Origin of the sequence: Bradyrhizobium sp. 139 (assembly GCF_023074175.1) — a bacterium.
In the GTDB taxonomy this organism is placed as follows: domain Bacteria; phylum Pseudomonadota; class Alphaproteobacteria; order Rhizobiales; family Xanthobacteraceae; genus Bradyrhizobium.
In genome coordinates this window covers 1-24377 of sequence record NZ_JADPKS010000114.1, presented here as the reverse complement: position 1 = coordinate 24377, position 24377 = coordinate 1, and the positions used below count along the sequence as shown (strand labels likewise).

The 24377-nt window shown below is 61.2% G+C and carries 23 protein-coding genes and 4 pseudogenes; 15 read left to right on the top strand and 12 right to left on the bottom strand.

Translation table 11 applies throughout. From position 1 onward, the window contains the following. Positions 1-5: 5 nt before the first annotated feature. The 3 genes from IVA80_RS26750 to IVA80_RS26740 all read right to left on the bottom strand — a co-directional run bounded on the left by IVA80_RS26750 (position 6) and on the right by IVA80_RS26740 (position 2602). Positions 6-707 carry an ABC transporter permease gene (locus tag IVA80_RS26750; protein ID WP_247437305.1) on the bottom strand — a complete coding sequence of 234 codons (702 nt, stop codon included), beginning with the start codon at positions 705-707 and terminating at the stop codon, positions 6-8. Beyond that, a complete protein-coding gene (locus tag IVA80_RS26745; RefSeq protein WP_247437304.1) occupies positions 704-1642 on the bottom strand; it encodes an ABC transporter ATP-binding protein in 939 nt (312 codons plus the stop codon). The genes IVA80_RS26750 and IVA80_RS26745 overlap by 4 nt, the downstream gene beginning before the upstream one ends. 126 nt (positions 1643-1768) lie before the next feature. Further along, on the bottom strand, positions 1769-2602 hold the full coding sequence (locus tag IVA80_RS26740; protein ID WP_247437303.1) for an N-acyl homoserine lactonase family protein: 834 nt from the start codon (positions 2600-2602) through the stop codon (positions 1769-1771). A 1109-nt stretch (positions 2603-3711) separates the two neighbouring features. Here IVA80_RS26740 and IVA80_RS26735 point away from each other — a divergent pair. The 3 genes and pseudogenes from IVA80_RS26735 to IVA80_RS26725 all read left to right on the top strand — a co-directional run bounded on the left by IVA80_RS26735 (position 3712) and on the right by IVA80_RS26725 (position 7770). Then, complete coding sequence (locus tag IVA80_RS26735) at positions 3712-4341, top strand: NYN domain-containing protein (RefSeq protein WP_247437331.1); 630 nt, start codon at positions 3712-3714, stop codon at positions 4339-4341. Positions 4342-4708: 367 nt separating this feature from the next. Beyond that, positions 4709-6524: pseudogene (gene ligD, locus IVA80_RS26730) on the top strand (DNA ligase D). 505 nt (positions 6525-7029) lie between these two features. Then, positions 7030-7770 (top strand): PIN domain-containing protein, encoded by a 741-nt coding sequence (locus IVA80_RS26725; RefSeq protein WP_247437302.1) that lies wholly within the window; start codon positions 7030-7032, stop codon positions 7768-7770. Positions 7771-8836: 1066 nt separating this feature from the next. Here IVA80_RS26725 and IVA80_RS26720 read toward each other — a convergent pair. The 3 genes from IVA80_RS26720 to IVA80_RS38495 all read right to left on the bottom strand — a co-directional run bounded on the left by IVA80_RS26720 (position 8837) and on the right by IVA80_RS38495 (position 13040). Further along, positions 8837-9634, bottom strand: coding sequence for a BA14K family protein (locus IVA80_RS26720; RefSeq protein WP_247437301.1), 798 nt, complete (start codon positions 9632-9634; stop codon positions 8837-8839). A 1468-nt stretch (positions 9635-11102) separates the two neighbouring features. Then, positions 11103-11588, bottom strand: coding sequence for a DUF4142 domain-containing protein (locus IVA80_RS26715; protein WP_247437329.1), 486 nt, complete (start codon positions 11586-11588; stop codon positions 11103-11105). 1209 nt (positions 11589-12797) lie between these two features. Then, positions 12798-13040 carry a cold-shock protein gene (locus IVA80_RS38495; RefSeq protein WP_346348023.1) on the bottom strand — a complete coding sequence of 81 codons (243 nt, stop codon included), beginning with the start codon at positions 13038-13040 and terminating at the stop codon, positions 12798-12800. A gap of 808 nt (positions 13041-13848) precedes the next feature. Between IVA80_RS38495 and IVA80_RS26705 the strand changes: the two genes are divergently transcribed. Beyond that, positions 13849-14061, top strand: a complete 213-nt coding sequence (locus IVA80_RS26705; RefSeq protein ID WP_247437300.1) for a hypothetical protein — start codon at positions 13849-13851, stop codon at positions 14059-14061. 83 nt (positions 14062-14144) lie between these two features. Further along, a complete protein-coding gene (locus IVA80_RS26700; RefSeq protein WP_247437299.1) occupies positions 14145-14333 on the top strand; it encodes a hypothetical protein in 189 nt (62 codons plus the stop codon). Positions 14334-14542: 209 nt separating this feature from the next. Here the strand turns inward: IVA80_RS26700 and IVA80_RS26695 are convergent, their stop codons facing one another. Further along, positions 14543-14743: a hypothetical protein gene (locus IVA80_RS26695; RefSeq protein WP_247437297.1), complete on the bottom strand. Its 201-nt coding sequence runs from the start codon at positions 14741-14743 to the stop codon at positions 14543-14545. Here IVA80_RS26695 and IVA80_RS26690 point away from each other — a divergent pair. The 5 genes and pseudogenes from IVA80_RS26690 to IVA80_RS26670 all read left to right on the top strand — a co-directional run bounded on the left by IVA80_RS26690 (position 14742) and on the right by IVA80_RS26670 (position 17891). After that, complete coding sequence (locus IVA80_RS26690) at positions 14742-15254, top strand: septal ring lytic transglycosylase RlpA family protein (protein WP_247437295.1); 513 nt, start codon at positions 14742-14744, stop codon at positions 15252-15254. The two genes, IVA80_RS26695 and IVA80_RS26690, sit on opposite strands and share 2 nt — an antisense overlap. A 171-nt stretch (positions 15255-15425) precedes the next feature. Beyond that, positions 15426-15680 (top strand): hypothetical protein, encoded by a 255-nt coding sequence (locus tag IVA80_RS26685; RefSeq protein WP_247437294.1) that lies wholly within the window; start codon positions 15426-15428, stop codon positions 15678-15680. 406 nt (positions 15681-16086) lie between these two features. Continuing rightward, complete coding sequence (locus tag IVA80_RS26680) at positions 16087-16824, top strand: hypothetical protein (protein WP_247437293.1); 738 nt, start codon at positions 16087-16089, stop codon at positions 16822-16824. Positions 16825-17027: 203 nt separating this feature from the next. After that, positions 17028-17630: a hypothetical protein gene (locus tag IVA80_RS26675; RefSeq protein WP_247437292.1), complete on the top strand. Its 603-nt coding sequence runs from the start codon at positions 17028-17030 to the stop codon at positions 17628-17630. 11 nt (positions 17631-17641) lie between these two features. Beyond that, positions 17642-17891, top strand: a pseudogene (locus IVA80_RS26670) (hypothetical protein). 94 nt (positions 17892-17985) lie between these two features. On the opposite strand, the gene IVA80_RS26665 reads toward IVA80_RS26670, so the two are convergent. Both IVA80_RS26665 and IVA80_RS26660 read right to left on the bottom strand, forming a co-directional pair. Further along, positions 17986-18207 (bottom strand): hypothetical protein, encoded by a 222-nt coding sequence (locus IVA80_RS26665; RefSeq protein WP_247437291.1) that lies wholly within the window; start codon positions 18205-18207, stop codon positions 17986-17988. A 20-nt stretch (positions 18208-18227) separates the two neighbouring features. Further along, positions 18228-19148, bottom strand: a pseudogene (locus IVA80_RS26660) (Ku protein). Between the two features lie 167 nt (positions 19149-19315). On the opposite strand from IVA80_RS26660, the gene IVA80_RS26655 reads away from it, so the two are divergent. The 4 genes from IVA80_RS26655 to IVA80_RS26640 all read left to right on the top strand — a co-directional run bounded on the left by IVA80_RS26655 (position 19316) and on the right by IVA80_RS26640 (position 20356). Next, a complete protein-coding gene (locus IVA80_RS26655; protein WP_247437290.1) occupies positions 19316-19543 on the top strand; it encodes a hypothetical protein in 228 nt (75 codons plus the stop codon). A 1-nt stretch (position 19544) separates the two neighbouring features. Continuing rightward, positions 19545-19793: a hypothetical protein gene (locus IVA80_RS26650; RefSeq protein WP_247437289.1), complete on the top strand. Its 249-nt coding sequence runs from the start codon at positions 19545-19547 to the stop codon at positions 19791-19793. 186 nt (positions 19794-19979) lie between these two features. Beyond that, entirely contained in the window at positions 19980-20138 is a 159-nt protein-coding gene (locus IVA80_RS26645) for a hypothetical protein (protein ID WP_247437288.1), read from the top strand. Next, positions 20138-20356 (top strand): hypothetical protein, encoded by a 219-nt coding sequence (locus IVA80_RS26640; RefSeq protein ID WP_247437286.1) that lies wholly within the window; start codon positions 20138-20140, stop codon positions 20354-20356. Before IVA80_RS26645 ends, IVA80_RS26640 begins: the two co-directional genes overlap by 1 nt. 134 nt (positions 20357-20490) lie before the next feature. Here the strand turns inward: IVA80_RS26640 and IVA80_RS26635 are convergent, their stop codons facing one another. Further along, complete coding sequence (locus IVA80_RS26635) at positions 20491-21279, bottom strand: GGDEF domain-containing protein (RefSeq protein ID WP_247437285.1); 789 nt, start codon at positions 21277-21279, stop codon at positions 20491-20493. 364 nt (positions 21280-21643) lie between these two features. On the opposite strand from IVA80_RS26635, the pseudogene ligD (IVA80_RS26630) reads away from it, so the two are divergent. Beyond that, positions 21644-23458, top strand: a pseudogene (gene ligD / locus IVA80_RS26630) (DNA ligase D). 484 nt (positions 23459-23942) lie between these two features. Here ligD (IVA80_RS26630) and IVA80_RS26625 read toward each other — a convergent pair. Both IVA80_RS26625 and tnpB read right to left on the bottom strand, forming a co-directional pair. Then, on the bottom strand, positions 23943-24275 hold the full coding sequence (locus tag IVA80_RS26625) for a hypothetical protein (protein WP_247437336.1): 333 nt from the start codon (positions 24273-24275) through the stop codon (positions 23943-23945). Beyond that, positions 24272-24364, bottom strand: a complete 93-nt coding sequence (gene tnpB, locus IVA80_RS26620; protein ID WP_346348022.1) for an IS66 family insertion sequence element accessory protein TnpB — start codon at positions 24362-24364, stop codon at positions 24272-24274. The genes IVA80_RS26625 and tnpB overlap by 4 nt, the downstream gene beginning before the upstream one ends. Positions 24365-24377 lie beyond the last annotated feature (13 nt).

The following is a 24377-nucleotide window of genomic DNA, read 5'->3' as shown; positions in this document are numbered from 1 at the left end:
CGCCCCTAGCGCCGCGCCAGCGCGCGGACCGTCAGCAGCAGGGTGAGCAGCGTGACGCTAAGGAAGAAGCCCACGTCGGACAGATAGATCGAACCGACGGCAAAGGGACGGAAATGGACCGACAGCGACAGGTTCACCACCAGCGTGTCCGCCGGGCTCGGCAACAGCCACCCGAAATTGTCGACGATCCAGAGCAGCAGGAAGATGCTGAGCGAGACCAGCGCGGCGATCACCTGATTGGCGGTGAGCGCAGAGGCCAACAGGCCCGTGCCGACCAGGGCCGCGCCGAACAGCAAGAGGCCGAGATAGCCGCTGTAGATCGGTCCAAAATCCGGATCGCCGAACCATGCAAGCGCGGCCGCATAGGCGCCGGACAACAGCAGCATGACCAGGATCAGGCTCATCGCGGCGGCGAATTTCGCCAGCACGATCGCGACCTCGGACACCGGCGAAGTCAGCAGCACTTCCAGCGTCTTGAGCTTCCGCTCCTCGGCGAACAGCCGCATCGTGATCAGCGGCGCGGTCAGCATGAACAGCACGAACATCTGAAAGAAGACATGCACCATGCTGGGCTGATGGCTGAGAAACAGCGTGAGCGTAAAACTGTAGCCCATGATCAGCAGGAAAACCGTCATCAGCACATAGGCGATCGGCGAGGAGAACAGCGCCGTCTCTTCCTTTCGGAGCAGGACTGCGAAGCTTCTCATGCGGCCTCCCTCGGCCGGCGGGTGAGATTCAGGAACACCCGCTCCAGGTCGGGCCGTAGCCCGGTCAATTCGCGAACCGGGATTCGAGCAGCAACCAGCGCGGACACCAGATCGGCCGCCAGAGACGTGCCCAGCTCCGCCCTGATCAGGATGTGCCCTGGGCCGCAATCGGGGTCGACGACGACCTCGCGCAGGCCTGCGATGTCTCTCGTCGCGCTGCGCACGGCATCGGCGGGAGCGTCCGTCGACAGCCGGAAGCTGAGATCCTGCACGATGTCCTTCAGCGCGTCGGATGTCAGAAGCCTGCCATCGAGCAGGATCATCACGCGGGAGGCGACCTTCTCGATCTCGGGCAGGATGTGCGAGGCCAATAGCACGGTGTGGCGCCCCGCCAGCGACTGGATCAGATCGCGCACCGCGATCACCTGGCGTGGATCAAGTCCGCTGGTTGGTTCGTCCAATACGAGCACTTTCGGATCGGCCAGCAGCGCCTGCGCGATCGAGACGCGCTGGCGGAAGCCGCGCGACAGTTTTCCGGCCGACAGTGTCATGACGCGCCCGAGATCGAGCCGCGCGGCCGCCTCTTCGACTGCGGCCTTTGCCTCGGTCCCGCGCAGACCCTTGATGCCGGCCATGAAATGCAGAAATTCGCGGACCCGCATATGGTCATAGAGCGGCGCGTCTTCCGGCACGTAGCCGATGGCGCGGCGCACGCCCAGGGAATCCGCGACAACGTCATGACCGGCGACCTCGATCCGTCCCGAGGTCGGCACCAGATAGCCTGTGAGCATGCGGAAGATCGTGCTCTTGCCGGAGCCGTTCGGCCCGAGCAGGCCGACGATCTCGCCTGGCTCGATCGCAAAGGAGACCTCGGTGACGGCGCGCCGCGGCCCGTACCATTTCGTCACGTGCTGCGCCAAAACGACTGGAGGCATCGAGACTCAAACACCCATCTGGCGGGGCGCCCCCTTGAAGGACAACGAAGGGAGCACCGAGCAGGATCCCGGGCACCGGGCCCGGGATGACGATCCGCGTGAGACGACCAGACGTCGCAGGCCAAATCACTCGTAAAATTCGGGCGAGTGCTTGTGCGCCTTGAAGGTATCGGGGTCGTGGGCGTAGATGATGTCGGCGCCTTCGGTGTCGCGAACCCGCTTTACCCAGGCGTAGGCATCGAGCATGCCGACTGGATCATAGACGCTGCCGATGCTGGGCAGGATGTTCTTGTCCAGATTCTCCTGGAGATAGACTACGTCGCTGGTTAGCACGACGGTGCCGGTCTTCGGCAGACGCACGACCAGGATCTGGCTTCCCGGCGTGTGCGACACGGACCGGTGGATGAAAACGCTGTTGTCGCCGAACAGGTCGAGATCGCCGTCGAGCTCGATGCTCTTGTATTTTGACGGCATGCCGCCGCCGATGCTGTTGCGCAGCATGGCAAAATCGTCGGAGATGAAGAAAGTGGCGTAGCCCGGCGCCGGCCAGAACGCGTTCCGAATCTCGTCGCGCTGGAATACGAAGGTCGAGTCCAGGAACTTGCCGATGTTGCCGGCATGATCGACGTGGAAATGGCCGAGCACGACATATTTGATGTCAGATGGCTTGAGGTTGATCTTGGCGAGCTGCGCGTCGATCGCAATGTCCGGATCACGGCCTGGATCGAGCGCTTTCACAAAGGGCCCCCAATAGTCGGGATCCTTGATGATCCTATCATTGTTGCCGCAGTCGAACAGCACGTCGCCCTTGGGATGCCGAATTAGGAAAAATCCGACGGGAATCTGGACCTTGCCGCTACTGCCGTTCTGGATGATAGACTTGTCGAGATTGAGCGCCCCGGAGCTGAAGACATAGAGCTTCATCTCCTTAGGCGGCTCCGCGGCCATGGCGGCGGACATAAAAAAAAGTCCTGCGGCGAGCGAGCCAAGGACCTTCGACGCAGTAACCCGCATGTCGTCCTCCCTACCTTTTCGAACGCACCATTTGAGCAGTTAGCCTATCGTACCATAGTCTCACGTGCCCGTGCAGTCGAATGCGCGCCGCCGAGCCAATAAATCCAACCGCGGCGACGGCCTGCGGTGCGCAACCTTTTGCTGCACCGCAGATTGCGTCGACGTCACTCAGGCGACCACGTCTGCCACAGTTGTCTTCAAAAGAGACGTCGTCCAGGCTGAGCCGCACCTGCAGCCCCGCGCTGTACGGCGGACCTGATCATTCGCCATCGCGCTTTGTTGGATGAGGGCGCGCACGTGCGTCCGCTGCCCGACGGTCCGGTCCCGCAGACCTATGGGCGAGCGATAGCCATGATTGCGCCAAGTTCCGTCGAAGCTTAGCACGGATGAGCACGCTCTGGTTGCCGAGGAGTCCGTCCTGCTGTTGACGAAGTGCACCGAGGCGCAGCTGGGATCCGGTGCTGCGCGGTCGGGCGCTAGGCGGGACGGGCTAGCGCCGTCCGCGTTGGGCCAAGTGAATACCGGAGGATAGGCGCCGCTGTGAGCGCAGTGAAGCCCGCCTGACGTCACCTCATCCGGTTGATGAAGCGCTACGGCGCGAGCGGCTCCCCAATGGATCTCCGTGGCCTGCCGAACGACTGGCTGAGGCCAGTAGCATCAGAAACAGCGCCCGATTGGCTTGGTACCTAGCCGCCGCGCGGCTCGCTTCCGAGCCATGCATGATAGGGTGCCCCTCGGTCGTGCAGAGACACCATCTGCATGCCCGGCGGCGCGGCTTGAGGTGGATTTCAAATAACGGCAATTCGTAAGGCATTCCCGGCGTCCCACTTACTCATTGTCTTCGCAGCGCGCTCCAGGTTTCAAGTGTTCATGAAAAAGGGTTTGAAAGCTCGAATTCTTGGATATAGCCTATCTCCGTCGGAGCTCACGTTCTTGCCGCAACGCAGAACGCGAGTGAGCGGCGGGCCAAGGCCGCCCCGTACCCAAACTCCATCTTTGACAAATCATTCGCATGCGGGAGCGGTGCTTCCGCGGGGATCATGCGGGCTGCCAACATGCCATCTTCGCCCAACAAGATTGCTCTGTTCATCGACGGCGCCAATCTTCACGCGACGTCCCGAAGCCTCGGCTTCGACATCGACTACAAGCGCCTTCTGAAGGAATTCCAGCGCCGAGGTATCCTGCTCCGCGCCTTCTACTACTCGGCCGTGATCGAGGATCAGGAATTCTGCTCGATCCGGCCGTTGCTCGATTGGCTTGACTACAACGGCTACACCGTCGTGACCAAACCGACGAAGGAATTCGTTGACTCGTTCGGACGGCGCAAGGTCAAAGGCAATATGGACGTCGAACTAGCCGTGCATGCCATGGAGCTGGCCGGCGACGTCGACGAAATGGTTCTGTTTTCGGGCGATGGCGATTTCCGTTCTCTGGTGGAGGCGGTGCAGCGCCGAGGCGTGCGGGTGACCGTGGTCGCGGCCATGGCGACCCAGCCGCCAATGGTCGCGGACGAGCTCCGGCGGCAGGCGGACGTCTTCACCGACCTCGTGGAGCTGCGAGCCGAGATCGGCCGGGACCTGTCCGCGCGCCCACCACCTCGGGAACGCGGCGATGTTCGTGGGCCGCCGCTGCGGCGCGCCACCACGGCGGCTCCGCGTCCAGAGCCGGACGAACTCATTCCGTAGCTCATGAGCGCACCCGCCCGGGGCGCGAGTTCGGCTTGCCGGCATTCGGTCACGAGTTTGCGACGTCGATCATGAACTCCGCCGAAGGCCAGGCGCTCCCGTGGGAGAGATCTGGTGCAGAGATAGCGCGACCGCCCGGTTTCGTCCGGTTTAGCCTTCCTCGGCCTGCCACATGCCGGCGAGGCCGTCACAGACCCTCCTGGCTTCTACGCTGCGTCGTGTCGGGCAAACGCGCAGCTGGGAGGCTGGACGGCGGATCCGGCCGAGCTCCGCGGGCTGGCACCTCCGACACCTGAACTGGATTTCGCGCTACGCGGACGCGGACTCCGCGGAACGGAACGAATCAGCGCGACCGCGTTGAATCGCCATGTGTGCTGTGGCGTTGCGTCAGTCTCGTTCGGGAGTATCGCGTGTCCACGGCGCCGTCAAAGCTGCTATTCCTGTTTATATCGAGCCGTGTGATCCCACGTTGCGCGAGAAGCCGCCGCGCGGCGAAGACTGGGTCTACGAGATGAAGGCCGACGGCTACCGCGCGCAGCTGCACCTGCGAGATGGGGATGCCAAGGTCTATTCACGCACGGGCCTGGACTGGACCGAACAATTCTCCTCGATCGCCGCGAGCGCCGACCTACTCAAGGCAAACAGTGCGATCATTGACGGTGAGGCCGTGGTGTACGGCAGTGGCGGCCTGCCGGACTTCCAGCAGCTCAGGCGGGAGCTCGGCCCCAAGCGCAGCGAGCGTGTGCGCTACCACGCGTTCGATCTCCTGTACCTCGACGGCTATGACCTGCGTGCCGTCGCGTATGAGGATCGCAAGCGCCTGCTGCAGCGGCTTGTGAAGGACGCGCCAAAAACCTTCATCTATATCGAGGCGCTTGCGGCCGACGGCAACGTGATCTTCGACAAGGGGTGCAAGCTGGGGCTGGAAGGCTTGGTCGCCAAGCGGCTGGGCGAGCCGTACCGCTCGGGTCGGCACGAGAGCTGGATCAAGCTCAAGTGCAAGAAGAGCGAGACCTTTCCGATCGTCGCCTTCGTGGAGAAGCTTGGGGCGCGCCCGCGCAAGGTCGCCTCGCTCTACGTCGGCCGGCGCCAGAACGGCAAGCTGCTCTACGCCGGCAAGGTGCGTACCGGCTACACAGAGACGACCGCGCGCGAATTGCGCGAGCGGCTGGATCCGTTGATCCGGCGAACTTCCCCGCTCGAGGTGCTCGTGAAAAAGCCCAAGGCGACTTGGGTTGAACCGACCATCGACGTCGAGGTGCAATACGGCGCTGACCGATGATGGCCTGCTCCGCGAAGCTGTGTTCAAGGGCTTTCGCGATGATCTTGCGGTGCGCAAGGTCAAGGCGCCGCGGCTGGTGCCGTCCGTCGCCGGCCGGCCGAAGCTGGGCGTCCTCCGAGAGAACATCCTGCAGCTTCTGCCCGAAGCCGTTGCTCCGTCGACAGAAGAACTCGCAGACTATTGGACCCGGCTCTGGAAGAAGGCGCTGCCGCACCTCGGGCATCGTCCGCTGAAGCTCGTGCGTCACGTGCACGGCACGACGTTCTACCACAAGGGGCCGCTGCCGAAGGACATTCCGGCCGCCGTGCACCAGCTCCGTATTCAGAAGCGCGAGGGCGGCCAGGGAACGCGCCTGTGGGTCGGCAGCCTGGATGGTTTCCTTGGGCTCGTCGAGATCGGCGCCGTCGAGCTGCACCCGTGGAATGCGACCGTCGAGGACTTCGAACATGCCGACCGCATCGTGATCGATCTCGATCCCGGAGAGGGTGTCGATTGGGACGCGGTCGTGGAGACCGCGCTCGAACTGCGCACGCTGATGAAGCGCGAGGGCTTCGAGACCTGGCCCAAGCTCACCGGCGGCAAAGGTATTCACCTGATGGCGCCACTGGATCAGCCGGTGCTGCACGACAAGGCGCATCGGATCGCGCATCAGTTGGTCTCCGCCCTCGCAGCGCGCCATCCAGACCGCTACCTCCTGTCTGCTCAGGCAAAGCGTCGCGATCGCATCTTCCTCGATTATCTGCGCAATGGCCGCGGCACCACCGCGATCGGCACCTATTCCCCGCGAGCCCGAGAGGGATTTCCGATCGCAGCGCCCGTGACCTGGAAGCGCATCGAGAGAGGGATCGCGCCGGACGCCTTCACCATCGACAGTCCGTTCCGCGCCAAACCAAGGAGGTGAGCCATATGTCGGATGCATTCGAGCAATGGGTGGAATGGCGCTACAAGCCTCCCGGCGACAGGCGCAGCATTCCTGCCGAACTTACGCCGCGGTGATGTCACTGCCTGAAACCGATCGATCCGACCGGCAGAGGGTGAACGAGGCGGTCCGCAGCCATGATGAAGTTCGCCGCGAGGGCAGAACCGTATGGCTCTATCTCGACCACTACGACGGCGAACCGAACACGATGGGGGATCCGGAGTGGGTCAAAGTATTTGCATCTGGGGATGCTGCCGACGCCTGGCTCCAGGACAACGACCCCGAAGGGCGTTGCTTGGGAATACGAAGTGGAAGGCGGTCCAGTTCAAGGATCGGTGTGGCTCTGCTTGCCCGATCCGGCGTCCAGAGCCATCGGTGAGCCCGACTGGATCAAGCTCTTTGCCTCGAAAGAGCGTGCGAAAAGATGGCTTGAGGGTAACGAGCCAAAGCGCGACATTTGGCAGTGCCCGGTTCAGGAGTGACGCGCATGCGTGCGTTCGTTGACAGCTCCGTCTGGTTCGCTGCGGCCGCCAAGCGGGATGCTCAGAATGAGCGCGCCAAGTCGATCCTTCAGAGCATCGATCAGCGCCTTACGACGGATCTGGTGCTGGCGGAGACGTGGCAACTCCTCAAGGCCCAATTCGGCAACGACGTTGCGGACACTTTCTGGGAGCGGCTGCGCGACGGCGGAGTTCGGATGAACCCATCCTCCGCTCCGATCTGGATGCGGCTTCGGAGAGAGGCGAGCTTGCCGAGCGAGAGCATTTCCTTCATCGACCGGACGAGCTTTGCGATGGTGGAGCGCATGGGGATCACCCGAGCAGCGACGTTCAACCCGGAATTCGCAGCGTACCGACCCCGCCGAGGTCGCAAGCGCCCCTTCCAGATCCTGAGCGAAGTCCACAGCGAAGTCTTCACAGCGCTCCAAGAAGCCCTTCTTGAACGCCGGCCCGTTCACGTGAGCCATGACGGCGAGCGCCAGACGGTCTGCCCCTACATCCTAGGCCACGCCGCCGGGGAGGAGCGCGCATTCGCCCTCCTCGTTGAGGCAAGTTCGAGCACGAAGCGTCCGGTCCGAAACCAGGTGGATCTGCCTTCGGCTGTCGAAGATCGAGGACGTCGCTTCGCCGATGCGCCCTGGATTGAGCAAGACTACCCGGGACTGTTGCAACGATGTGTCGATCAGGTGCACTTGGAGGCGACGCGACTACGACAGCTCGGGGGATAGCCTCGGCTAAGGTCTGTACGCATAAACGTCGGCTCCGCAGGCCCATCTGCGACCTCAGAGGCCATCTGCTCTTCGGCCGATCTTGGCGGTAAACCGGACATCGGACGGCAGCCGGTTAATAGTACATGCCCTAGCCGGAGACCGCCTGTTTGACGGTATACCGAGGTGCCTGGATGCCGGGCCCTAACAAGGCGAATCAAGCTGCAGCGTCAGCCGAGCCGGGGGTTTGCTCGGATGTCAGCTCGGCGCAATACAAAAAAAGCAGTAATATCAATACGACGTGGCGGAAAGAGTGTCAGTCAACTCCCATTGAAAGATAAAGCATTTTTGACATTCCTGGACCAAAACCCACCCTTCTGGTCTCAAAGCATCGCGATCGGCCCTGCCGAGGCGGGCGGCAAAAATTCTGGGTAAGGTCAAGAACAGAAGCCATCCGGCACCGGAGCGCGCGCTTCGGCGGTGGAAATTGGGGGGCCCTATTGGTCCCATAGGAACAAAGTGTCCATCTGGCAATTGCGAATCGCGGCAAACTTCGTCGCGTTGGGGCGCGCAGCGTGAATGAGAAAGATGCAGAACGCTACCAAGCCGAGGCGGAAGAATGCCGCTCATCGGCAGAAAAGGCTATCGATCCCACCGACCAGGAAGCATGGCTCCGGCTTGCCAATTACTTGCTGACACTGGCTCAGCGGATACTCTCGGTCCAAAGGCCGTAGCATAAAAAGGGGCCTTGATGACGGCTGCTAAAGAATTTGCACGTCCGGAAGCAACTCTTCTCGAGCAGATCGAGACGACCAAGAACGCAGACAGCGGAATGAGATCCAGCGTCAGCTCGACCACACCAGTTTTCCTCGATCGGCCCGAACCCTCGAGCGAGTAGGGCTCGCCATCGCAGACGCCACGCAGGTCTCGGGAACAGTGACAGGGCAGCCACCGCTTACTGGTCCCGGCGTTCCAGGCGACGGAACGTCGGTGGCCGACTGTGGACGAATGGGTCTCTCACATCATTCGTAAGCGTGATCTTCCGGGTTTTGGGCAGCCTGCCGGCTGCTCACCTGGGACGCTGAGTTCATCGAAGATTACGAATAAAGTCAGCACGAATGCCAATAGCAACGTTCCTACTCTCATTGATGCCCGGATTTGCCCGTTGTGAAGGTGCTTGTGGGCGGCAGGATCGGCGCCTTCCGTCATAGCCCTTGTAGGTTCCGGATGCGGGATCGTAGGTCAGGTAGTGCTGGCAGCCGTAGCCGACGTTTTGGCTCACGGCGCGTGACTTTGGTGGAACTGCTTCAGCCGCTTTGACCTCTGGTTGGCCGTTCTCTGGCGCGACGCCTTCCGATTGCTTTGCGGCGGGCTTCTCGTCCACGGCAGCGGATTTCTGTTCCATTGCCCGCAGCGCCTGCGCGCGCTCCGCCACCTCGTCGTCGCTCTTGTTGTGCGACAATGCTATCCCCGTTGTCTCGGTGCCGCGTCGCACCGTCGCGTATGCGCTCTCTATCGCGGCACTGCGGGCGCGTTCCTCTCCCGGCGCCTGGGGATGCAGCAGCGCCGGCTGGATAAAGATGCCGACGAGCACCATTGTGAGGACCAATGGGGCAATCCAGGAAACTACAAACCGCTGCCGCGCGTGCGCCGAACGAAGCGCCATGAACTCGCTGACGGTCGGAGATTGCGGTGCTTCTCTCCTCGATGAGGATTGAAAGAAGCTATAGCAGGGGTGCCAATGCGAGGGCGTTATCTCGCTCGGTTCGCCGTATTCTCCGATCCATTCACCTGTAGGCGACCAGTAAGCGACCTCAAGGGTTCCGCTCGCATCAAGTACGACGATGCTCCCATTCCTCGGTGCGGTCTCAATCGGATAGCGCATGCTAACCACGCCTCAGAGATTGTGGGAGGTTAGCTCCGGGGTCGAGCGCAGTCGAGTTAATTAGATCGGCGTAGAGGCCTTGTCTCCAAGCACCGCGATCGGCCGTACCGTGGCGGCCAGCAAAAGCACTGGGGTAAGGGCAAGAACCGCAGCCATCCCGCAATGGAGCGGGAGCTGTGACTCCCCTGGATCTGTGAGGGGGCTCGAACATCCATCGTCAGGGCGTGGCATTTGAGTATCAGGTTGTCGACGTCCAGCCACAACTGCCCTAAGGTCGTGTTGTTTATCCCGAGCGACGCGCGCGCCGTATTGGACCGCTAATTGAGCAGAGCCAAATAGCTCCCCCACATCGTCGGCATGCGTCTCTCCCTTGTGGAAAATCCGGAAGTAGTAACGTCTCATTAGCCGCGGCCCTCGTCCTTTTTGCCGCGATCATGCCCACGTCTCGGGGCGGCCGCACCTGTCGAAAAGGACAGGCTCGTCAAACAGAGCCATTCACCAGGGATTTGCGTACCGCGCACCGTGTGTTAGACCGCGCTCCTATCAATGAAGGAGCGCCGAGCTGGCCAAAAAGAAAAAGACTGTCCGCCGCGAGTGGACGCGTGACGATGTGAAGACGCTTAAGTCACTCGCGAAACAGAAGGCCGGTGTTAAGAAAATTTCAAAGACGCTGAAGCGAACGCCAGGCGCAACAACGGTCAAGGCGTCGTTACTGGGCGTCTCGCTCAGCACGCAATAGGCGGGCACCTCGGTCATCCGACAGCGCTCGCTTCACGCAACCTCAATCTGATAGGATGCCGCGCGATGCGACGCACGTTTCTGGGCGCTGTTGATCGCGCGCGGCATTCGTTAAGCATTTCCGGTTATGCCGATGCCATGTTGGGGACGGTGGGGCAGTTGCTATTGCGAGGTGCGGTAAGCGTTGCGGGCGCCGCTTTGACGGCCCTCTGCATCGCTGGAGTCCTTTCGTTGGTGGCGACGCACTTTCCGACCCAACAACAAGCAGTCGCCGAAACCATCGCACTCAAGAACGGTTGCGTACCCAGCCGGTGCGGCACGAAGGTGAGCGCTGGGCACTAACGGGAACAGCGATGCTTTCCAGGATCGAATATCCCCACTGGTTGATGCTCGCAGGAATGTCCTCGTGCTGGCGGGATTGATCGGATGGGCGTTCCAAAGAAACCTGCAAGCGGCCGAAGAAGTGCGAGAACCCGCAGTACTTAAAAGCGATCAACCGGCCGTAGAACCAGAGAGGGGTGTCGGTCGTTCCTAAAAAGTTTAAGCCCGCCCGCCGGCTTAGCTAACGGGAGCGATCCATCGCATGACGAACATTAAACCGGCGGGATCTTGCGCCCGGCGCTCTGGCAAATGCTTGTCTTGTCTTGTCTTGTCTTGTCTTGTCTTGTCTTGTCTTGTCTTGTCTTGTCTTGTCTTGTCGCGATCCTGCCGACCCAATTCCGGCGTCAGATTAATTACCGGCTTTCAATGATTTTGCGGTGTCCAGATGCTTTTGCAACGTATCTATCTGGCCGGAAGCATATTCTCCGGCAGCATCCTTACTTTTTGATGCCTTCTTGTACTCGGCGATATCCTTTTGGTGGTCTGCGATCATGTGAGTCGCGAACATTTTATCGAAGCCTGCGCCGGACATTTTTGACATCTTGTCATGGTCGGCTCTTTGCTTCGCATTCGGTCCGCTTGGTGAGTTCATTCCCAGTCCTTGGGCAGCATCTAAAGCCTTCTGATTGGCGGCAGCGTGATCTGTGGAAAGCATTCTGCCATATGACTTGACGGCATCGCTTTGACCGTTCTGCTGCGCCAGCTCTCCCATGCTCACTTCAGCGAAATTGCCCTCGATTGCCTTCTTGAGGAACGTTTCGCTTTGCTTATCTTTCGCACATGCGTTGGCAATTGAGAGCGTCATCAAGGTTGCTGTCCCGAGCGACAAAAGCATTCTGTTCACGGCAAACTCCTGTGGGGTGTTTGTCGATGAACACGCCAATCGTGGAGGAGGTTCCAATTGAGCACATCGGGCACGTTCCCTCTAGCGGCGCGGGCGCAGGTACTACCGCAGGATCGTCTCCGGCTTCGGGCGCTGCCAGGTCACAGGTCGAAGTCGGCACGATCCGCAACAGGAACCGAATAGTGCGGCCACTATTAGCTCCCTATGACCGATCGGGTCCTGTATGAAAGCAGCAACGGCGACGTCTGGTCTTTGGCGCGACAACCGGCTTCGAGCACGCCAGTCGTGAAGCACCAGCCGAATGCACGGTCAGGAGGACGCACCTCGTACATTGAAATCGGCAAATTCCTGCGGGACAGCGCAAAGGGTCCGGAGCACCAAGCGCTGCTCAACCTAATCGGGACTTTGATACCAGACTAACGAGGACGCAATAATGCGGTATCCTTGGACTTTAGCGGCAACTCTTTTCGCGTTCGGCGCCATTGCTTGGGCTGTGGTGGCTGAGCGCCCTCCAGAGAACCCGCTCCGGATCGAGGCTTCCCTGACATTGACCGCCGACCCCGACATTCGATTGGTCTCAGAGCGCAGCCCTTACATGCGGACAGTGCGGTAATAACGAACAGGCGCCCAGCCGCCAGCGTGACTCGGCGGCGGTTCTGAGTGGCGGTGCGGGATGTTGTTGGGTTCGATCATTTGAATCCCTCAGTTCGAGTTCTCTTCATCAGCTCCGCGCGAATCCCAGCGCGACCTCGACCGGCTGGCGGCCACAACCAATCAGTGACCTTGGCTCGCGATGTAGGGGAAATGCGCGGAAGTTCGAGCGGCCGAGCGCTGCGGCAAGCCATATCTTGATGTCCCTCAGTTCATACTGATCATCCGGGCTGCGCAGCATTTCGCAGCCTTGTCGCAATGGGCGGAGCGCTTCCGGAGCGATGTTCGCAGCGGCGCTGCTTATCTCGTTTCAGTCGTGCGGGCATCAGCGCGGGCGCCGAACATAGTACTGAGGCCTTCCGGGCGGCCTCTCTGCATGAGGTGCAGTGCGAAATGGATTTTTTGCTGGCTTTTCCCACACGACGGCTTCAGACTTGCCCCCATTAAGAAACTCAATTCTTTCGGGGGACATTGCAATGGCAAACCTGCCGTTTCCCGTGATGCCTTTCGCGGGTTGTTCGCTTTCCATGCTGCGAAGGCTCATCACAATCATAAACCCGAGGGCGAACATTGCCTTCTGAAGCTATTCGGATCTGCGGAAGACATTCCCGATAGTTTACTACTGCAGTGGTCGGACAGAGTTGAGCTGCTCGGCTCCGAAACCGTTGGCCCCGATAAGCCGGAGCGCTCCACTGCGCCGATATGCACGAAAACATCCTGGCCGCCGTCATCGGGCTGGATGAAGCCGAAACCCTTGGTCGCGTTGAACCACTTCACAATGCCTGTCGCCACGTCCGCCTCCCCGTTAACAATGACAACAGCCAAGGTCGCCTCCTTGGGAGCTGACAAGCAAAACCCCCCGCGCCCGAACGCTGAGGGTATTTTCGAAGCAATTAGTTGGTCTAAGCAATGAGCGAACGATAACGGGCGGATGTCCGATGGGTTGTGAAGTAGTTCACAGATCGGAACAGAAAAGCCCACTACCGTGTCCGAGAGCGCTGGCGTCGTCCCTTCGGGGATTTCTTGTTTTCGTCATTTGAGTCCCGTCAGAATTAGAAGGACGCGGGATTTAGCGCCTGGCCAGGGGGATGCCGACGTCGCGTAGCGATGATATTCCGCTCCAGCGACGTCTTGGAATGTTGCCTCGGGGGCCGCTTCACCCCGTGAAGCAAAAAATGGGAATTAATTAATATCCGTCACAGGAAGACGAGGATGATCGACGACCAGTTGGCGCGTGCACATCGCAACATATTCAGCGTTATCGCCACCTATTGCAAACCAGCTTGACAGAGTTCGAGCGCCAGTTTGTCGAAAGGCGCTTGGACGAAGAGCGATCGAAGCTGGAGATGCTGGTCAGCTCGTGCTCAAAGGAGGTGCACAGAGACCAATCACTTCCCGAATAGCCACTAAGCCAAGTCGCCTGACGGGTGGCAAGGGTATGAGACATATGCCCGTCAGCGTGAACCGGCGGGCTGTCCAGCGTGATGAGTGAAGCCTAGCCTGGGCACGGCACCTGTCCCAAGTGACATTGCCACATGATTCTCATTTTTCGTGGGGATCAATTGAGCGGCCTATTTCATAGTTTGAGAGGAAAGTATTCATGGCAAGGGAAAATTGCTTGATTGTTCACGCCGCTGGGAAACAGTTGGATCTGCTGCGCGGCGAAGCTTCTCGCATTGCAAAAGGGAGCAAGGTCGACTGGTGGATCGATCGTGCAGACGTCGGCACGCGCTTTTGCTTTGAAGACGTGAAGGCAAAAGAGGCCTTCGCGAGTACCTGCGACAGCTTCGGCGTCCCGTGCCGAGACGGCTAGCCGGAGCACCGCGGGAGACCACCCAACCACTTGCGCTCGCCCTTCGGTTGCGGTTGGATCATGGTTCTAGGGACTATTGATCCATGGCCATCCAATTGATTGTGGCGAAGGTTCTCAGAGACGAGCTTGCCTTGCGGGGCATTCGATCCTTAACAGCGGAAGAGTCGGAGACGATTGCTGCTCGCATCTTTGAGCGGATCACTGAACTCGAGCTGGAGCTTGCCGCGCGGGATTTCAACATCCCGACGAGCAGCGACGACCAACCAACGTGACGAGCCGGTCGTTACGTCCGTTTGCGATCCACTGCGAGCGAGGCCGGATAACGTACGGATCGTCTTACGCGAGCTCGCGGCCTCGCCCCACTAAATTGCGGCGGTCCGTTCGATGTCCTCTTCGTCTTTACAATCAGGCGAAGGCATTCACGCCGCTGATAGCATCGCCTGCACGCCACGCGCTGTTGGCGCTCGCTTCGCCAGAGACTCTAGGACTGCTGGCCGATTAATTGGATGCGTTGCAGCTGGCTCTCTGCTTGCTGCACTGCGTCTACGTTCCGCCATGCAACACATTCCAGAAACATCGGTATGAAATCACCTCTCAGCATATCAATCGCGGACGTGCCGGAACGCGCCTTATGAGTTTGCATTGTTCTTTTGTTTTTGTGATTTGTAGTGAGGTCGATCATGCGTCTGCTTTCTGGAATGATCGTGATTGCAACAGTCTCCGCTTGGACGGGCCTTCACGCGCCCCCTGCTGTCGGGCAAACATTCAATGACCGATGGTCCATCATTCCAAAGGCTCAAGCGGAGCCCGCTCCTGAAGGGCTCGATCAGACAAAGAAGGATGAGCCGCAAGCGCAATCTCCGAACGGACAAGAGCCCTTGAAAGATCGTTCAGGCGCTCAATCATTCAATCGAATCTTTTCCGGAAAAGCCTCCTACTATTCGTATTCCAAAGGCAAGACAGCCAGCGGCTCATCGTTTGATCGGAATCTACTGACCGCGGCGCACCGCCGTCTGCCGTTCGGCACGAGACTCCGGGTCATTGATCTTGAGACGAATAATTCGGTGGTGGTTCGTATCACCGACCGCGGACCATGGGTCCGTGGCCGCGTCCTCGACCTCTCGCTCGCCGCCGCGCGCAGCTTGGGGATTACGGATCGTGGCGTGGCTCAGGTTCGTGCTGAGGTGTTGTAGCGTACGTCCATCGCCTTGCGAAAACACACACAACCGCCGCCGCGCGCCTTTGCGTCAACGGTCCAGCTTTTGGCCTGAAACGAATCTGCCGTGCCTCTAAAAAACCCTGGCGCTATCGCGGCCCTCGTATCGGCCCTCCGGCTCGTCTACGGAGACGAAGTCGCGCGAACCATGCTCCTCGAGGGTATGAGCCTTGCTGCGCTGATTGACGCGATGTTCTCCGCGCCGATGCGACATTGCGATGCCATTCGATACGTCGCGACTGCCTTAGATGACTTCGCCGTTACACCAGAACTTGGCCCGGTCTGGCACCTTCGCTACCTGTATGATGACCAGCCCGGCTCATTTCGCGTTGTCGATATGGAGATAGCCACGCCGGCCGGTACTCTGTCCAGCAACGACCTTTGGCTTCGGCTGCCCGTCTAACCTCGCAACCTCTGCAATGTGACCCGCTCTGTCGACGATTAGCGAGGGCCCGGTGCCTTCCTTGACGGCCTTGTGGGTCTTGATCTTGCCGGCCGGTAGTTCCTGGATGTCGAGTAGCGCGCGGGCGCATAAGCTAGCGAAATGTCATTCGACGTCAGGCAGTGCGCGGGCGAGCACGCCCTAATCAGTGGGAGCGCAGCCAGCTAACCGGCGAGGGGCCCCGACAGCATCTCCATCCCGGCCTCAATGGCCGCAATGTCCCGCTCGAGCCGGACTGCTCGGCGGCAAAAGGATACCGCGCCTTCGACCTTTGGACGATGGCAGTGGGCTTGGGGCGCGCACACTCTCCTTGCTCTCCCGTCCTAGTTGCGCTTGGATCGGCGCCGGGTCTGGGGAGATTTCCGTTATGCGTATTCTATTGGTAGTGGCGGTTTGCGCCACGTTGCCCGGCTGCATGACCGCCGGCGATACTGTTTCCTTCAAAGCATCGAATCCACAACAGCAGGCATTAATGCGGGACGGGCAACCTGCCCTCGTCTCTCGTCAGAAGAGCTCGCTTGTGCTCGTCCGGCCGGCCTCTCGCCAGCTCCAGGCGAACGGCCGCCCGGTTTTCGTCGTCGGCATCAATAACCTCAGTAGACAACCCGTCGACTTCCGTGTTGCTCAGGTTGAAGCGATCCAACACGCCGGTGGCTCCGACTTCGAGATGAAGATCGTCACGTACGAGATGCTGGTTCAAGAGGAAAAGAATCGGCAGGTCGCCGCCGCGCTCCTAACTGGATTAGCCGCTGGCGCGAACGCCTATGGCGCATCCCGGGCTGGCTACGGCAGCTACACGACGCCTGGCGGTCGGACCGGCACCTTCTACAGTCCGACCGCCGCTGCGATCGCGCAGGGCAACGCTGCCGCTCAAAATGATGCGATGATTGCCACAACCATCGAGGCGGGTCAGCGCAACATGGCCGCGCTCGAGCAGTCAGTCATCAAAGACAACACGCTCATGCCTGGCGAGTGGTACGGCGGGCAATTGCATGTCGCTCCCCCCACCGATCAGGGCGGAGCTCAAAAGAGCTACACGATCATCATCACTGTCGGCACTGATCGCCATGTGATCGATGTAGCACAAGGCCCGCCGGGAGTTTAGTCAGATGAATATCATCCACCGAGAGCAGCGTCGCGAGCTGCGGCGGCCCAAGGCTCTCTCGATCATCGTTGCAGCAAGTCTTTCAATTTGCGCATCCATGCCCGCCAAAGCTGACTGCAGCAGCGCGATTTCATCCTATAACTCGGCAGTGATCGACATCGATAGCTATTTAAAGCGGTACACTCGATGCCTGGGCTCCAGCAATGGATCAGACGATTGCTCCTCCGAGTTTCGCCGCTTGCGCTCTGCTCAAAATGACTTCGAAAGCGCAGTTTCTGAATATCAGGCGTATTGCCGAAGATGAGCAGCGTGAGGATACTGCTCGCAAGCTCGCTCGAGCGGAGATCGTGTGCACGCAGACGGCGCTGGGGACTACCGGGTCCTCACAGTCGATTACGGCCGAGGTAATTAGGCCCACTTCGATGATTGTAACTGAAGTCCAAGACCAAGCGATAGCCGCGCGAATGGCCCTCATTGTCGGTGCCGATCGGTTCGATCGGCTCTTCCGAGCTGTCCGGTTCTACGAAGTGGATAGCGATATACTGTACGTCTATGCACGAGACGAGGATGCCGCGGCAGAGATGGAGGACGAGTTCGCGCTACATATCTCGATCATCGCCTCGAAGATCCTCGATCGCCAGATCAACGTAGTGCTCGTTCTCTCGCGGCAACTCATGAACTTGAACGATAGCTGTCCACATCCCTCACTGGAACAGGTGGACAAGGTCAAGCCTGCGATTTGCGAACCCCAGCTCTGTGTTGTGCGCCGGAACGACGGGGTTGGACGGCGATTCCTTCCGCGTTAGTGGAGTTCGCGATGTTGATGTTCCGGGAGCGACGCCAAGCTTATCGCACGGTCGAAGGTTGGGCTCGGTCGGTGTTGTGGGAAGCTGGTGCAATCCAGGAATGCGAAGAGCACGGTTGGATGCAAGATCGTGCCGATCCTCACGCCCGCGATCGCGCTTTCAAGATTGCTCGGCAGCACGGTTTCGCCAGATGCGGCTGCCATCGCAGTAGCCGAGGTCCTGGACGGGATCGGCGACACTTGCCCCGAATGCCTGCCCTAAGACGGCCGCTGAGTTGGCGGCAATTTGGTGTCAGGACGCCGTAGTCGGCTCATGACCTCAATAATCCCGAGGAGCGCGCGAGCTTCGAAGCTTCCTATCGCCGGCGCGCGATCCAGAGACCGAGCAGGAACGCAACGAAAAGCGACTGCAAGGGTGCCTTCATCGTGATCTCGCGCACATTATCTGCCCAGCGCATCGTAGACTCCTCCGAAGACGACCGAAGCGGCTGCTTGCGCACTCCAGACGTCTCGGCACCCTCACCGTCGTTCACGAGCCCGGAGGCTTCAGTCATTGCCGAGGCTTCGTTCATGTCCATGCGGTTCTCCTACTCTGGCTTCAGGCCGACTTCCGTTGCGGCTTTGCCGACGGCTTCTTTGCCGATGTTCCCTTCGCCGGCTTCTTGCCGGCAATCGACATCAGCATCTCTTTCTGTCCGGCCGCCGCCTTGCGTGGCTTCTTGGCAGGCTCGTCTGCCTTTGCCGGCGCGGCCTCCTTGCCGACTGATCGGCGAAGCGCCTCCATCAGGTTGACCAGTTTGTCGCTGCCGGCTTTTCTTTCGGCGTGATCGGCTTTCCGGCCCGCTTCTGGTTGATGAGCTCGATTAGCGCGGTCTCATAATGGTCCTCGAAACTTTTCCGGCTCGAAGTTGCCGGCCTTCTAGTTCACGATGGCGAGATCGAGCATGTCCTTTGTGACCTTCACGTCCTGGATCTCATCGAAATACTCCTGTTCGGAGCGGACCTCGTAGGGGTAGCGCAGCAGCGTTCCGACGAGGCCCTTGTCCATCGGCTCGAGCGCGATGATGTGCTCGCGGTTGGTCAGCACCACGCGCCCAATGGCGACCTTGTTCATCTCGCGGATGGTCTCGCGGATCACGGCGAAGGCGTCGTGTCCGACCTTGCCGTCGGGCCGGACGTAGTAGGGCCGGATCAGCTAGCGCGGGTCGATATCGCTGCGGTCGACGAATTCGTCGGTCTCGATGGTGCGCGTCGACTCCAGCGCGATCTCTTCGAGCTCCTCCTTGGTCACCTCGATGAACCGGTCCTTTTCGAGCGGGTAGCCCTTCACGATGTCCTCGTTCGGCACCTCGTCTCCGGTGTCCGCGTCGACCTTGAGGTACTTGATGCGGTGACCCGTCGCCCGGTTGAGCTGGTTGAACGAGATCTTCTCGCTCTCCGAGGTCGCCGGGTACAGCGCCACCGGACAGGTGACCAGAGACAGACGAAGGAAGCCTTTCCAGTTCGCGCGGGGGGCCATGGTGAACGCAACGCTCCAGGGTACGGGACTCGGACTCAAGACGAACGGGCCCAGCCGGTTCCGACAGTCCGCCGGCCGCCGCCGTGATCCATCGTTAACGGCCCCGCAGCGCCAGCGGAAACAGCCGTCTGCCTTGACTCGCATCGAACAAAGAGGGAACATCTGGCATGTCCGCCGAAGCCAAGACCCCCACGCCCGCCCCTGACGACCTGAAAGCCGCCGCCGACCAGGCGATTGCGGCCTGCGGCGGTGACGCCCGGGAAGCGGTCAAGGCACTCATCGTTGCGAACGGCTTCCTTGAGGCGCAGGTCGAGGAGCTTCGGGCTTCGGTTTCCGCAGGTTATGCGCGCGGCCGGTTCGACGTCCCGCGCGACCGAAAGGATTGGTACGACTGAGATGACGGAGGTGACCTACTACGTCGCCCTGCCCTTTGTGGCCGCTGACGACGGCATAGCCGCCGGCGAGGCGACGGAGTGCTTCTCGGCCAATGCCGCCGTGATGCGCGCCGAGGCGCTCTCTCGCAAACCCGGCATCCTAGGCTCGGTCGCGTTCAGCCGCAGTGGGGATCCTGCGACGGGCGATTTCGGCGACGCCATCGTCATTCGCAAGTTCGGCGAAGTCCCGGACGACCTGAGCGCGCTCTGATGCGAGGCGCATCGCCGATGCTCGCTCAGCCGACACGACAGGACGTTGTAGGCAGCCCGGGGAGCCGGCCAGTCGTCCGCCGAGACGGCCGTACGCGCCGCTTACGCACCTTGGAAAGGAATTTGTGATGCGGCACCAACTCACCCGCGCCAGCTCCTCGCCGGCGCCGCTGCGGCCTGCGCCGCCATGCCGTCGGCGGCCGTGATCGAGGCCGTGGAGGCGGCGCCGGCGGAGTGGCCGACCGCGCCGTTCGACCGGCAGGCCTTCTTCGATGGCAAGCTCGATTGGACGTTCTACGCACGCCGCGAGTGGAGCGGCATCGATCGAGTCGAGGAGACCGCGTGATGGCTTACGCAAGACCGCGGCCCGGCGACAAAAAGATCTCATTCTCGATCCCGCTCACCTTGGCCGACGCCAAGACGTTCTCTCACGCGCTCGCCTGGACAAAACGTGAGGCGTTCAAGCTCGGATTGCTCTACAGCGACGCAGAGCATGTTGCCCTCGAACAGGCAACGACGGATCTCTCGATCAAGTTCGAGCGCGCCATCAGGGAGGCTTCCTGATGCGCACCGACCGCCGCCTGTCGACGGCAGGTCGATGACGCGCGCTCCCGCCACACGGCCGCACGGGGACGTCAACGAATTCAACGGCTGATGCTGCTGAACCAGGCCGCCTTCGGTCCGGCACGCCCCTCGGGCTACGCCGCGATCGAGTCCGCCAGGACGTCCGCCCGGACCACGCGATTGCGACCTCGGTGTTTGGCCGCATAGAGCGCCTGATCGGCCATGCGCATGACCTTGCCCAGATCCATTTCACCATGAGATTGGGCGAGTCCGATGCTGATCGTCACGTTGGTCGAGGCACCTTCGCCGACGACTGCTTCGGCGGCGCAGGCCTGCCGCAGATCTTCGGCGTATTGGGCAGCGCACTCCTTGGATACCCCGGTCATCACAAGGGCAAATTCCTCGCCGCCATGCCTTGCCACCAGCATCTGCATTCGCTCGGCGAAGGAGCACAACACCTGCGCGACCGCGATGAGCACCTTGTCTCCGAAGTCATGCCCGAACTGGTCGTTGATCGCCTTGAAGCGGTCGATGTCGCACATCAGCACGGTGGTTGACAGGTTCGCATCGCGCGCCTTGCTCAAGGCGGATTCGGCGGCCTGGTCGAAGCCCCGTCGGTTGAGCAGTCCGGTCAGCTGGTCGGTGCCGGAGATTCGCTGCAGTTCGGCGCGCGTCAGCGCCAGCTCCCGCATCGTCAGCGCGGATCGGTAGCTCAGGGCCGCCGTGAGCAGCCCCGAAACCATCATGCTGATTAGGATGGACGATTTGGTCACGAAGCCGACGCGCACCAACGCATCCGGATCGGGTCCGAACTGCACGAGGCACAGGGACACCGTCAAGACCACGGTCAGGCCGACGCTCACGGCGGAGCGGCCCATCGTGTGGCGCAGCGCGTCCCGGTGCGTAATAATGTCGTTGGCCATCGCTCTGCCGTCATAAAGCGACCAGCATCCACCCCTGACCTTCACAGCAGGTTAAGGCACTCTCCGCTCCGGAGACGCCGTTAACGCCACCGGAACGACAACGTTCAATTTGCGGTGCCGCGGATAGCGTGCCGCGGAAGAGCTTCGCTTCCGCGCAGACGGCCACCCGGCCGACAGCCGCCCCGCCAAAAGGGGCCTGAAGAGGCTAACTAGCTAGGTGGAAAGTGTAGGTTGGGCGGTCCGCTGACAACTTGAAGTGCTTTGCGAAACGCGGTGCGAGCCCGGCGCCTCGTTCAATCCAGGTGAGGAGCAGCCCGTTCCCGCGCCCGCTGGGGAACCATTCAGCATTTCGCGTTGAATCCGCATGTGTGCCGTGGCGTTGCGTCAGCCCCATTTTAGACTATTGCGCGTCGCCGGCGCCCGCAAAACTGCAATTCCAGGTTACATCGACCCTGTGACCCCACCTTGCGCGAGAGTCCGCCGCGGGGCGCGGATTGGGTGTACGAGATCAAGGCGGACGGCTACCGCGCGCAGCTGCACCTGCACCAAAGCGACGCCATAGTCTATTCCCGCGCGGGCTACGATTGGACCGAACAGTTCTCGTCCATCGCCGCAAGCGCCGACCAGATCAAGGCCGACAGCGCGATCATCGATGGCGAGGCCGTGGTGTACGGCACCGGCGGCGTGCCGGACTTTCAGCAGCTGAGGCGCGAGCTCGGCCCCAGGCGCAGCGAGCGTGTGCGCTATCATGCGTTCGATCTCCTGTACCTCGATGGCTACGACCTGCGCGGCGCCGCGTATGAGGATCGCAAGCGTTTGCTGCAGCGCCTGCTGAAGAACGCGCCGGAGACCTTCATCTATGTCGAGGCTCTCGCTGCGGACGGCAAGGAGATCTTCGACAAGGGCTGCAAGTTAGGACTGGAAGGCCTCGTCGCCAAACGACTTGGCGAGGCCTACCGCTCTGGGCGACAGGAGAGCTGGATCAAGCTCAAGTGCAAGAAGAGCGAGACCTTTCCCATTGTCGCGTTCGTCGAGAAGCTCGGGGCACATCCCCGCAAGATCGCCCCGTTCTATGTCGGCCGGCGTGAGAACGGCAGGCTGGTCTACGCCGGTAAGGTCCGCACCGGCTACACCGAGACGACCGCGCGTGAATTGCGCGAGCGGCTCGATCCGCTGATCCGGCGAACATCCCCGCTCGACGTGCCCGTGAAAAAGCCCAAGGCGACCTGGGTTGAACCGACCGTCGACGTCGAGGTGCAATACGGGGCACTGACCGATGACGGCCTGCTCCGCGAAGCCGTGTTCAAGGGACTTCGCGACGACCTTACGGTCCGCAAGGTGAAGGCACCCCGGCTGGTGCCGTCCTCGGCCGCACCGGCCGAAGCTGGGGGTCCCTCAGGAAAACATCCTGCAGCTGCTTCCCGACGCGGTGGTGCCGTCGAAAGAGGAGCTCGCAAACCACTGGGCGCGGGTCTGGAGGAAGGCGCTACCGCATCTGGGACATCGGCCTCTCAAGCTGGTGCGGCACGTCCACGGCGCCACTTTCTATCACAAGGGGCCGCTGCCGAAGGACATCCCGCCAGCCGTGCACCAGCTGCGCATCAAAAAGCGCGAAGGCGGCGAAGGCACGCGGCTGTGGGTCGATAGCCTGGATGGCTTCCTCGGCCTGGTCCAGATCGGCGCCGTCGAGCTGCATCCGTGGAATTCGACCGTCGAGGATGTCGAGCACGCCGATCGCATTGTCGTCGACCTCGACCCAGGAGATGGCGTCGAATGGGAGGCCGTGGCCGAGACCGCGCTCGAGCTGCGCATCCTGATGAAACGGGAAGGCTTCGACGCCTGGCCGAAGCTGACCGGCGGCAAGGGTGTCCATCTGATGGCGCCGCTCGACCAGCCGATGCTGCACGACCAGGCCCATCGCATCGCTCGCGGGCTCGTTTCGGAGTTCGCCGCCCGCGATCGCGGCCGCTATATCCTGTCTGCGCAGGCGGCGCGAAACGGCCGCATCTTCCTCGACTATCTGCGCAACGGCCGCGGCACCACCGCGATCGGCACCTATTCGCCGCGCGCGCGAGAAGGATTTCCGATCGCTGCACCCGTGACCTGGAAACGCTTCGAACGCGGCATCCGTCCGGACGCGTTCACCATCGAGAGCCCCTTCCGCGTGAAGAGGAGCTAGACGATCATGGCCGACGCATTCGACCGGTGGACCGAATGGATCCACAAGCCGCCGGGCGACCGCACCGGGCTTTCGTCCGACGTGCACGCGACCGTGATGCTCCTGCCGGAGGAGGACCGCACCGACCGCCAAAGAGTCAACGCTGCGGTTTGGCATTGGGCCGAGTTGCGAAGGACGGGACGGACCGCCTGGATCTATCTCAACGACTACGACAATGGAGAGCGACGGCACGTCGGCGATGCCGAGTGGATGAAAGTTTTCACGTCCGCCGATGCCGCCGACAGATGGTTCAAGCAGCACGATCCCGAAGGGTTGCCTGGGAGTACGAAATCGAAGGCGGTCCGCGGCAACAGACCGTCTGGATCCATGTTGCCGACGAGGGCTCGAGGGCGATCGGAGACCCCGCCTGGGCCAGGCTGCTCGCCTCCAAGCAGGCGGCCGAGAAATGGCTTGAGCAAAACGCCCCAAAGGGTAGGATCGCGGACTATCCGATCGAGGAATGAGACGTGAGCACGTTCGTCGACAGCACCGTCTGGTTCGCGGCAGCGGCGAAACGCGACCGCAACACGAACTCGCCAAACCCATACTCAGACCGGTTCGACTGAGCTACGGCGGAACGCAGCAGACCGTCTGCCCCTACATCCTGGGCCACGCCGTCGCGGAGGAGCGAGCATTCGCGTTGGCAGTGGATGGCGCTCGGCAGCGCAAGAAATCCGAACTGCGAGTCGAAAACGTGCAGGAGATCGAAATCCTGGATCAGCCATGGACGGAGCAAGCCTATTCCGGGCGTGTTAAACGATGCGTGGACCAGGTTCACCTGGCCGGGCTCGGCCAGATGAAGCGACCCCGCTCCAGGCGTTTTGTGAACAGGCAGGCGCCCTGGCCGTCATGCCAGATCACCTTCAAGAGATTGCCGCGA

Bases quoted from the DNA above. Each gene is read 5' to 3' on its own strand.
- IVA80_RS26735 (WP_247437331.1), top strand. From the start codon at position 3,712: ATGCCATCTTCGCCCAACAAGATTGCTCTGTTCATCGACGGCGCCAAT.
- IVA80_RS26665 (WP_247437291.1), bottom strand. From the start codon at position 18,207: ATGGACATGAACGAAGCCTCGGCAATGACTGAAGCCTCCGGGCTCGTG.
- IVA80_RS26750 (WP_247437305.1), bottom strand. From the start codon at position 707: ATGAGAAGCTTCGCAGTCCTGCTCCGAAAGGAAGAGACGGCGCTGTTC.
- IVA80_RS26635 (WP_247437285.1), bottom strand. From the start codon at position 21,279: ATGGCCAACGACATTATTACGCACCGGGACGCGCTGCGCCACACGATG.
- IVA80_RS26745 (WP_247437304.1), bottom strand. From the start codon at position 1,642: ATGCCTCCAGTCGTTTTGGCGCAGCACGTGACGAAATGGTACGGGCCG.
- IVA80_RS26695 (WP_247437297.1), bottom strand. From the start codon at position 14,743: ATGATCGACCTCACTACAAATCACAAAAACAAAAGAACAATGCAAACT.
- IVA80_RS26640 (WP_247437286.1), top strand. From the start codon at position 20,138: ATGGCTTACGCAAGACCGCGGCCCGGCGACAAAAAGATCTCATTCTCG.
- IVA80_RS26720 (WP_247437301.1), bottom strand. From the start codon at position 9,634: ATGCGCTATCCGATTGAGACCGCACCGAGGAATGGGAGCATCGTCGTA.
- IVA80_RS26650 (WP_247437289.1), top strand. From the start codon at position 19,545: ATGACGGAGGTGACCTACTACGTCGCCCTGCCCTTTGTGGCCGCTGAC.
- IVA80_RS26705 (WP_247437300.1), top strand. From the start codon at position 13,849: ATGGCAAGGGAAAATTGCTTGATTGTTCACGCCGCTGGGAAACAGTTG.
- IVA80_RS26725 (WP_247437302.1), top strand. From the start codon at position 7,030: ATGCGTGCGTTCGTTGACAGCTCCGTCTGGTTCGCTGCGGCCGCCAAG.
- IVA80_RS26690 (WP_247437295.1), top strand. From the start codon at position 14,742: ATGCGTCTGCTTTCTGGAATGATCGTGATTGCAACAGTCTCCGCTTGG.
- IVA80_RS26645 (WP_247437288.1), top strand. From the start codon at position 19,980: ATGCCGTCGGCGGCCGTGATCGAGGCCGTGGAGGCGGCGCCGGCGGAG.
- IVA80_RS26740 (WP_247437303.1), bottom strand. From the start codon at position 2,602: ATGTCCGCCGCCATGGCCGCGGAGCCGCCTAAGGAGATGAAGCTCTAT.
- IVA80_RS26700 (WP_247437299.1), top strand. From the start codon at position 14,145: ATGGCCATCCAATTGATTGTGGCGAAGGTTCTCAGAGACGAGCTTGCC.
- IVA80_RS26685 (WP_247437294.1), top strand. From the start codon at position 15,426: ATGCTCCTCGAGGGTATGAGCCTTGCTGCGCTGATTGACGCGATGTTC.
- IVA80_RS26715 (WP_247437329.1), bottom strand. From the start codon at position 11,588: ATGCTTTTGTCGCTCGGGACAGCAACCTTGATGACGCTCTCAATTGCC.
- IVA80_RS26655 (WP_247437290.1), top strand. From the start codon at position 19,316: ATGTCCGCCGAAGCCAAGACCCCCACGCCCGCCCCTGACGACCTGAAA.
- IVA80_RS26675 (WP_247437292.1), top strand. From the start codon at position 17,028: ATGGATCAGACGATTGCTCCTCCGAGTTTCGCCGCTTGCGCTCTGCTC.
- IVA80_RS26680 (WP_247437293.1), top strand. From the start codon at position 16,087: ATGCGTATTCTATTGGTAGTGGCGGTTTGCGCCACGTTGCCCGGCTGC.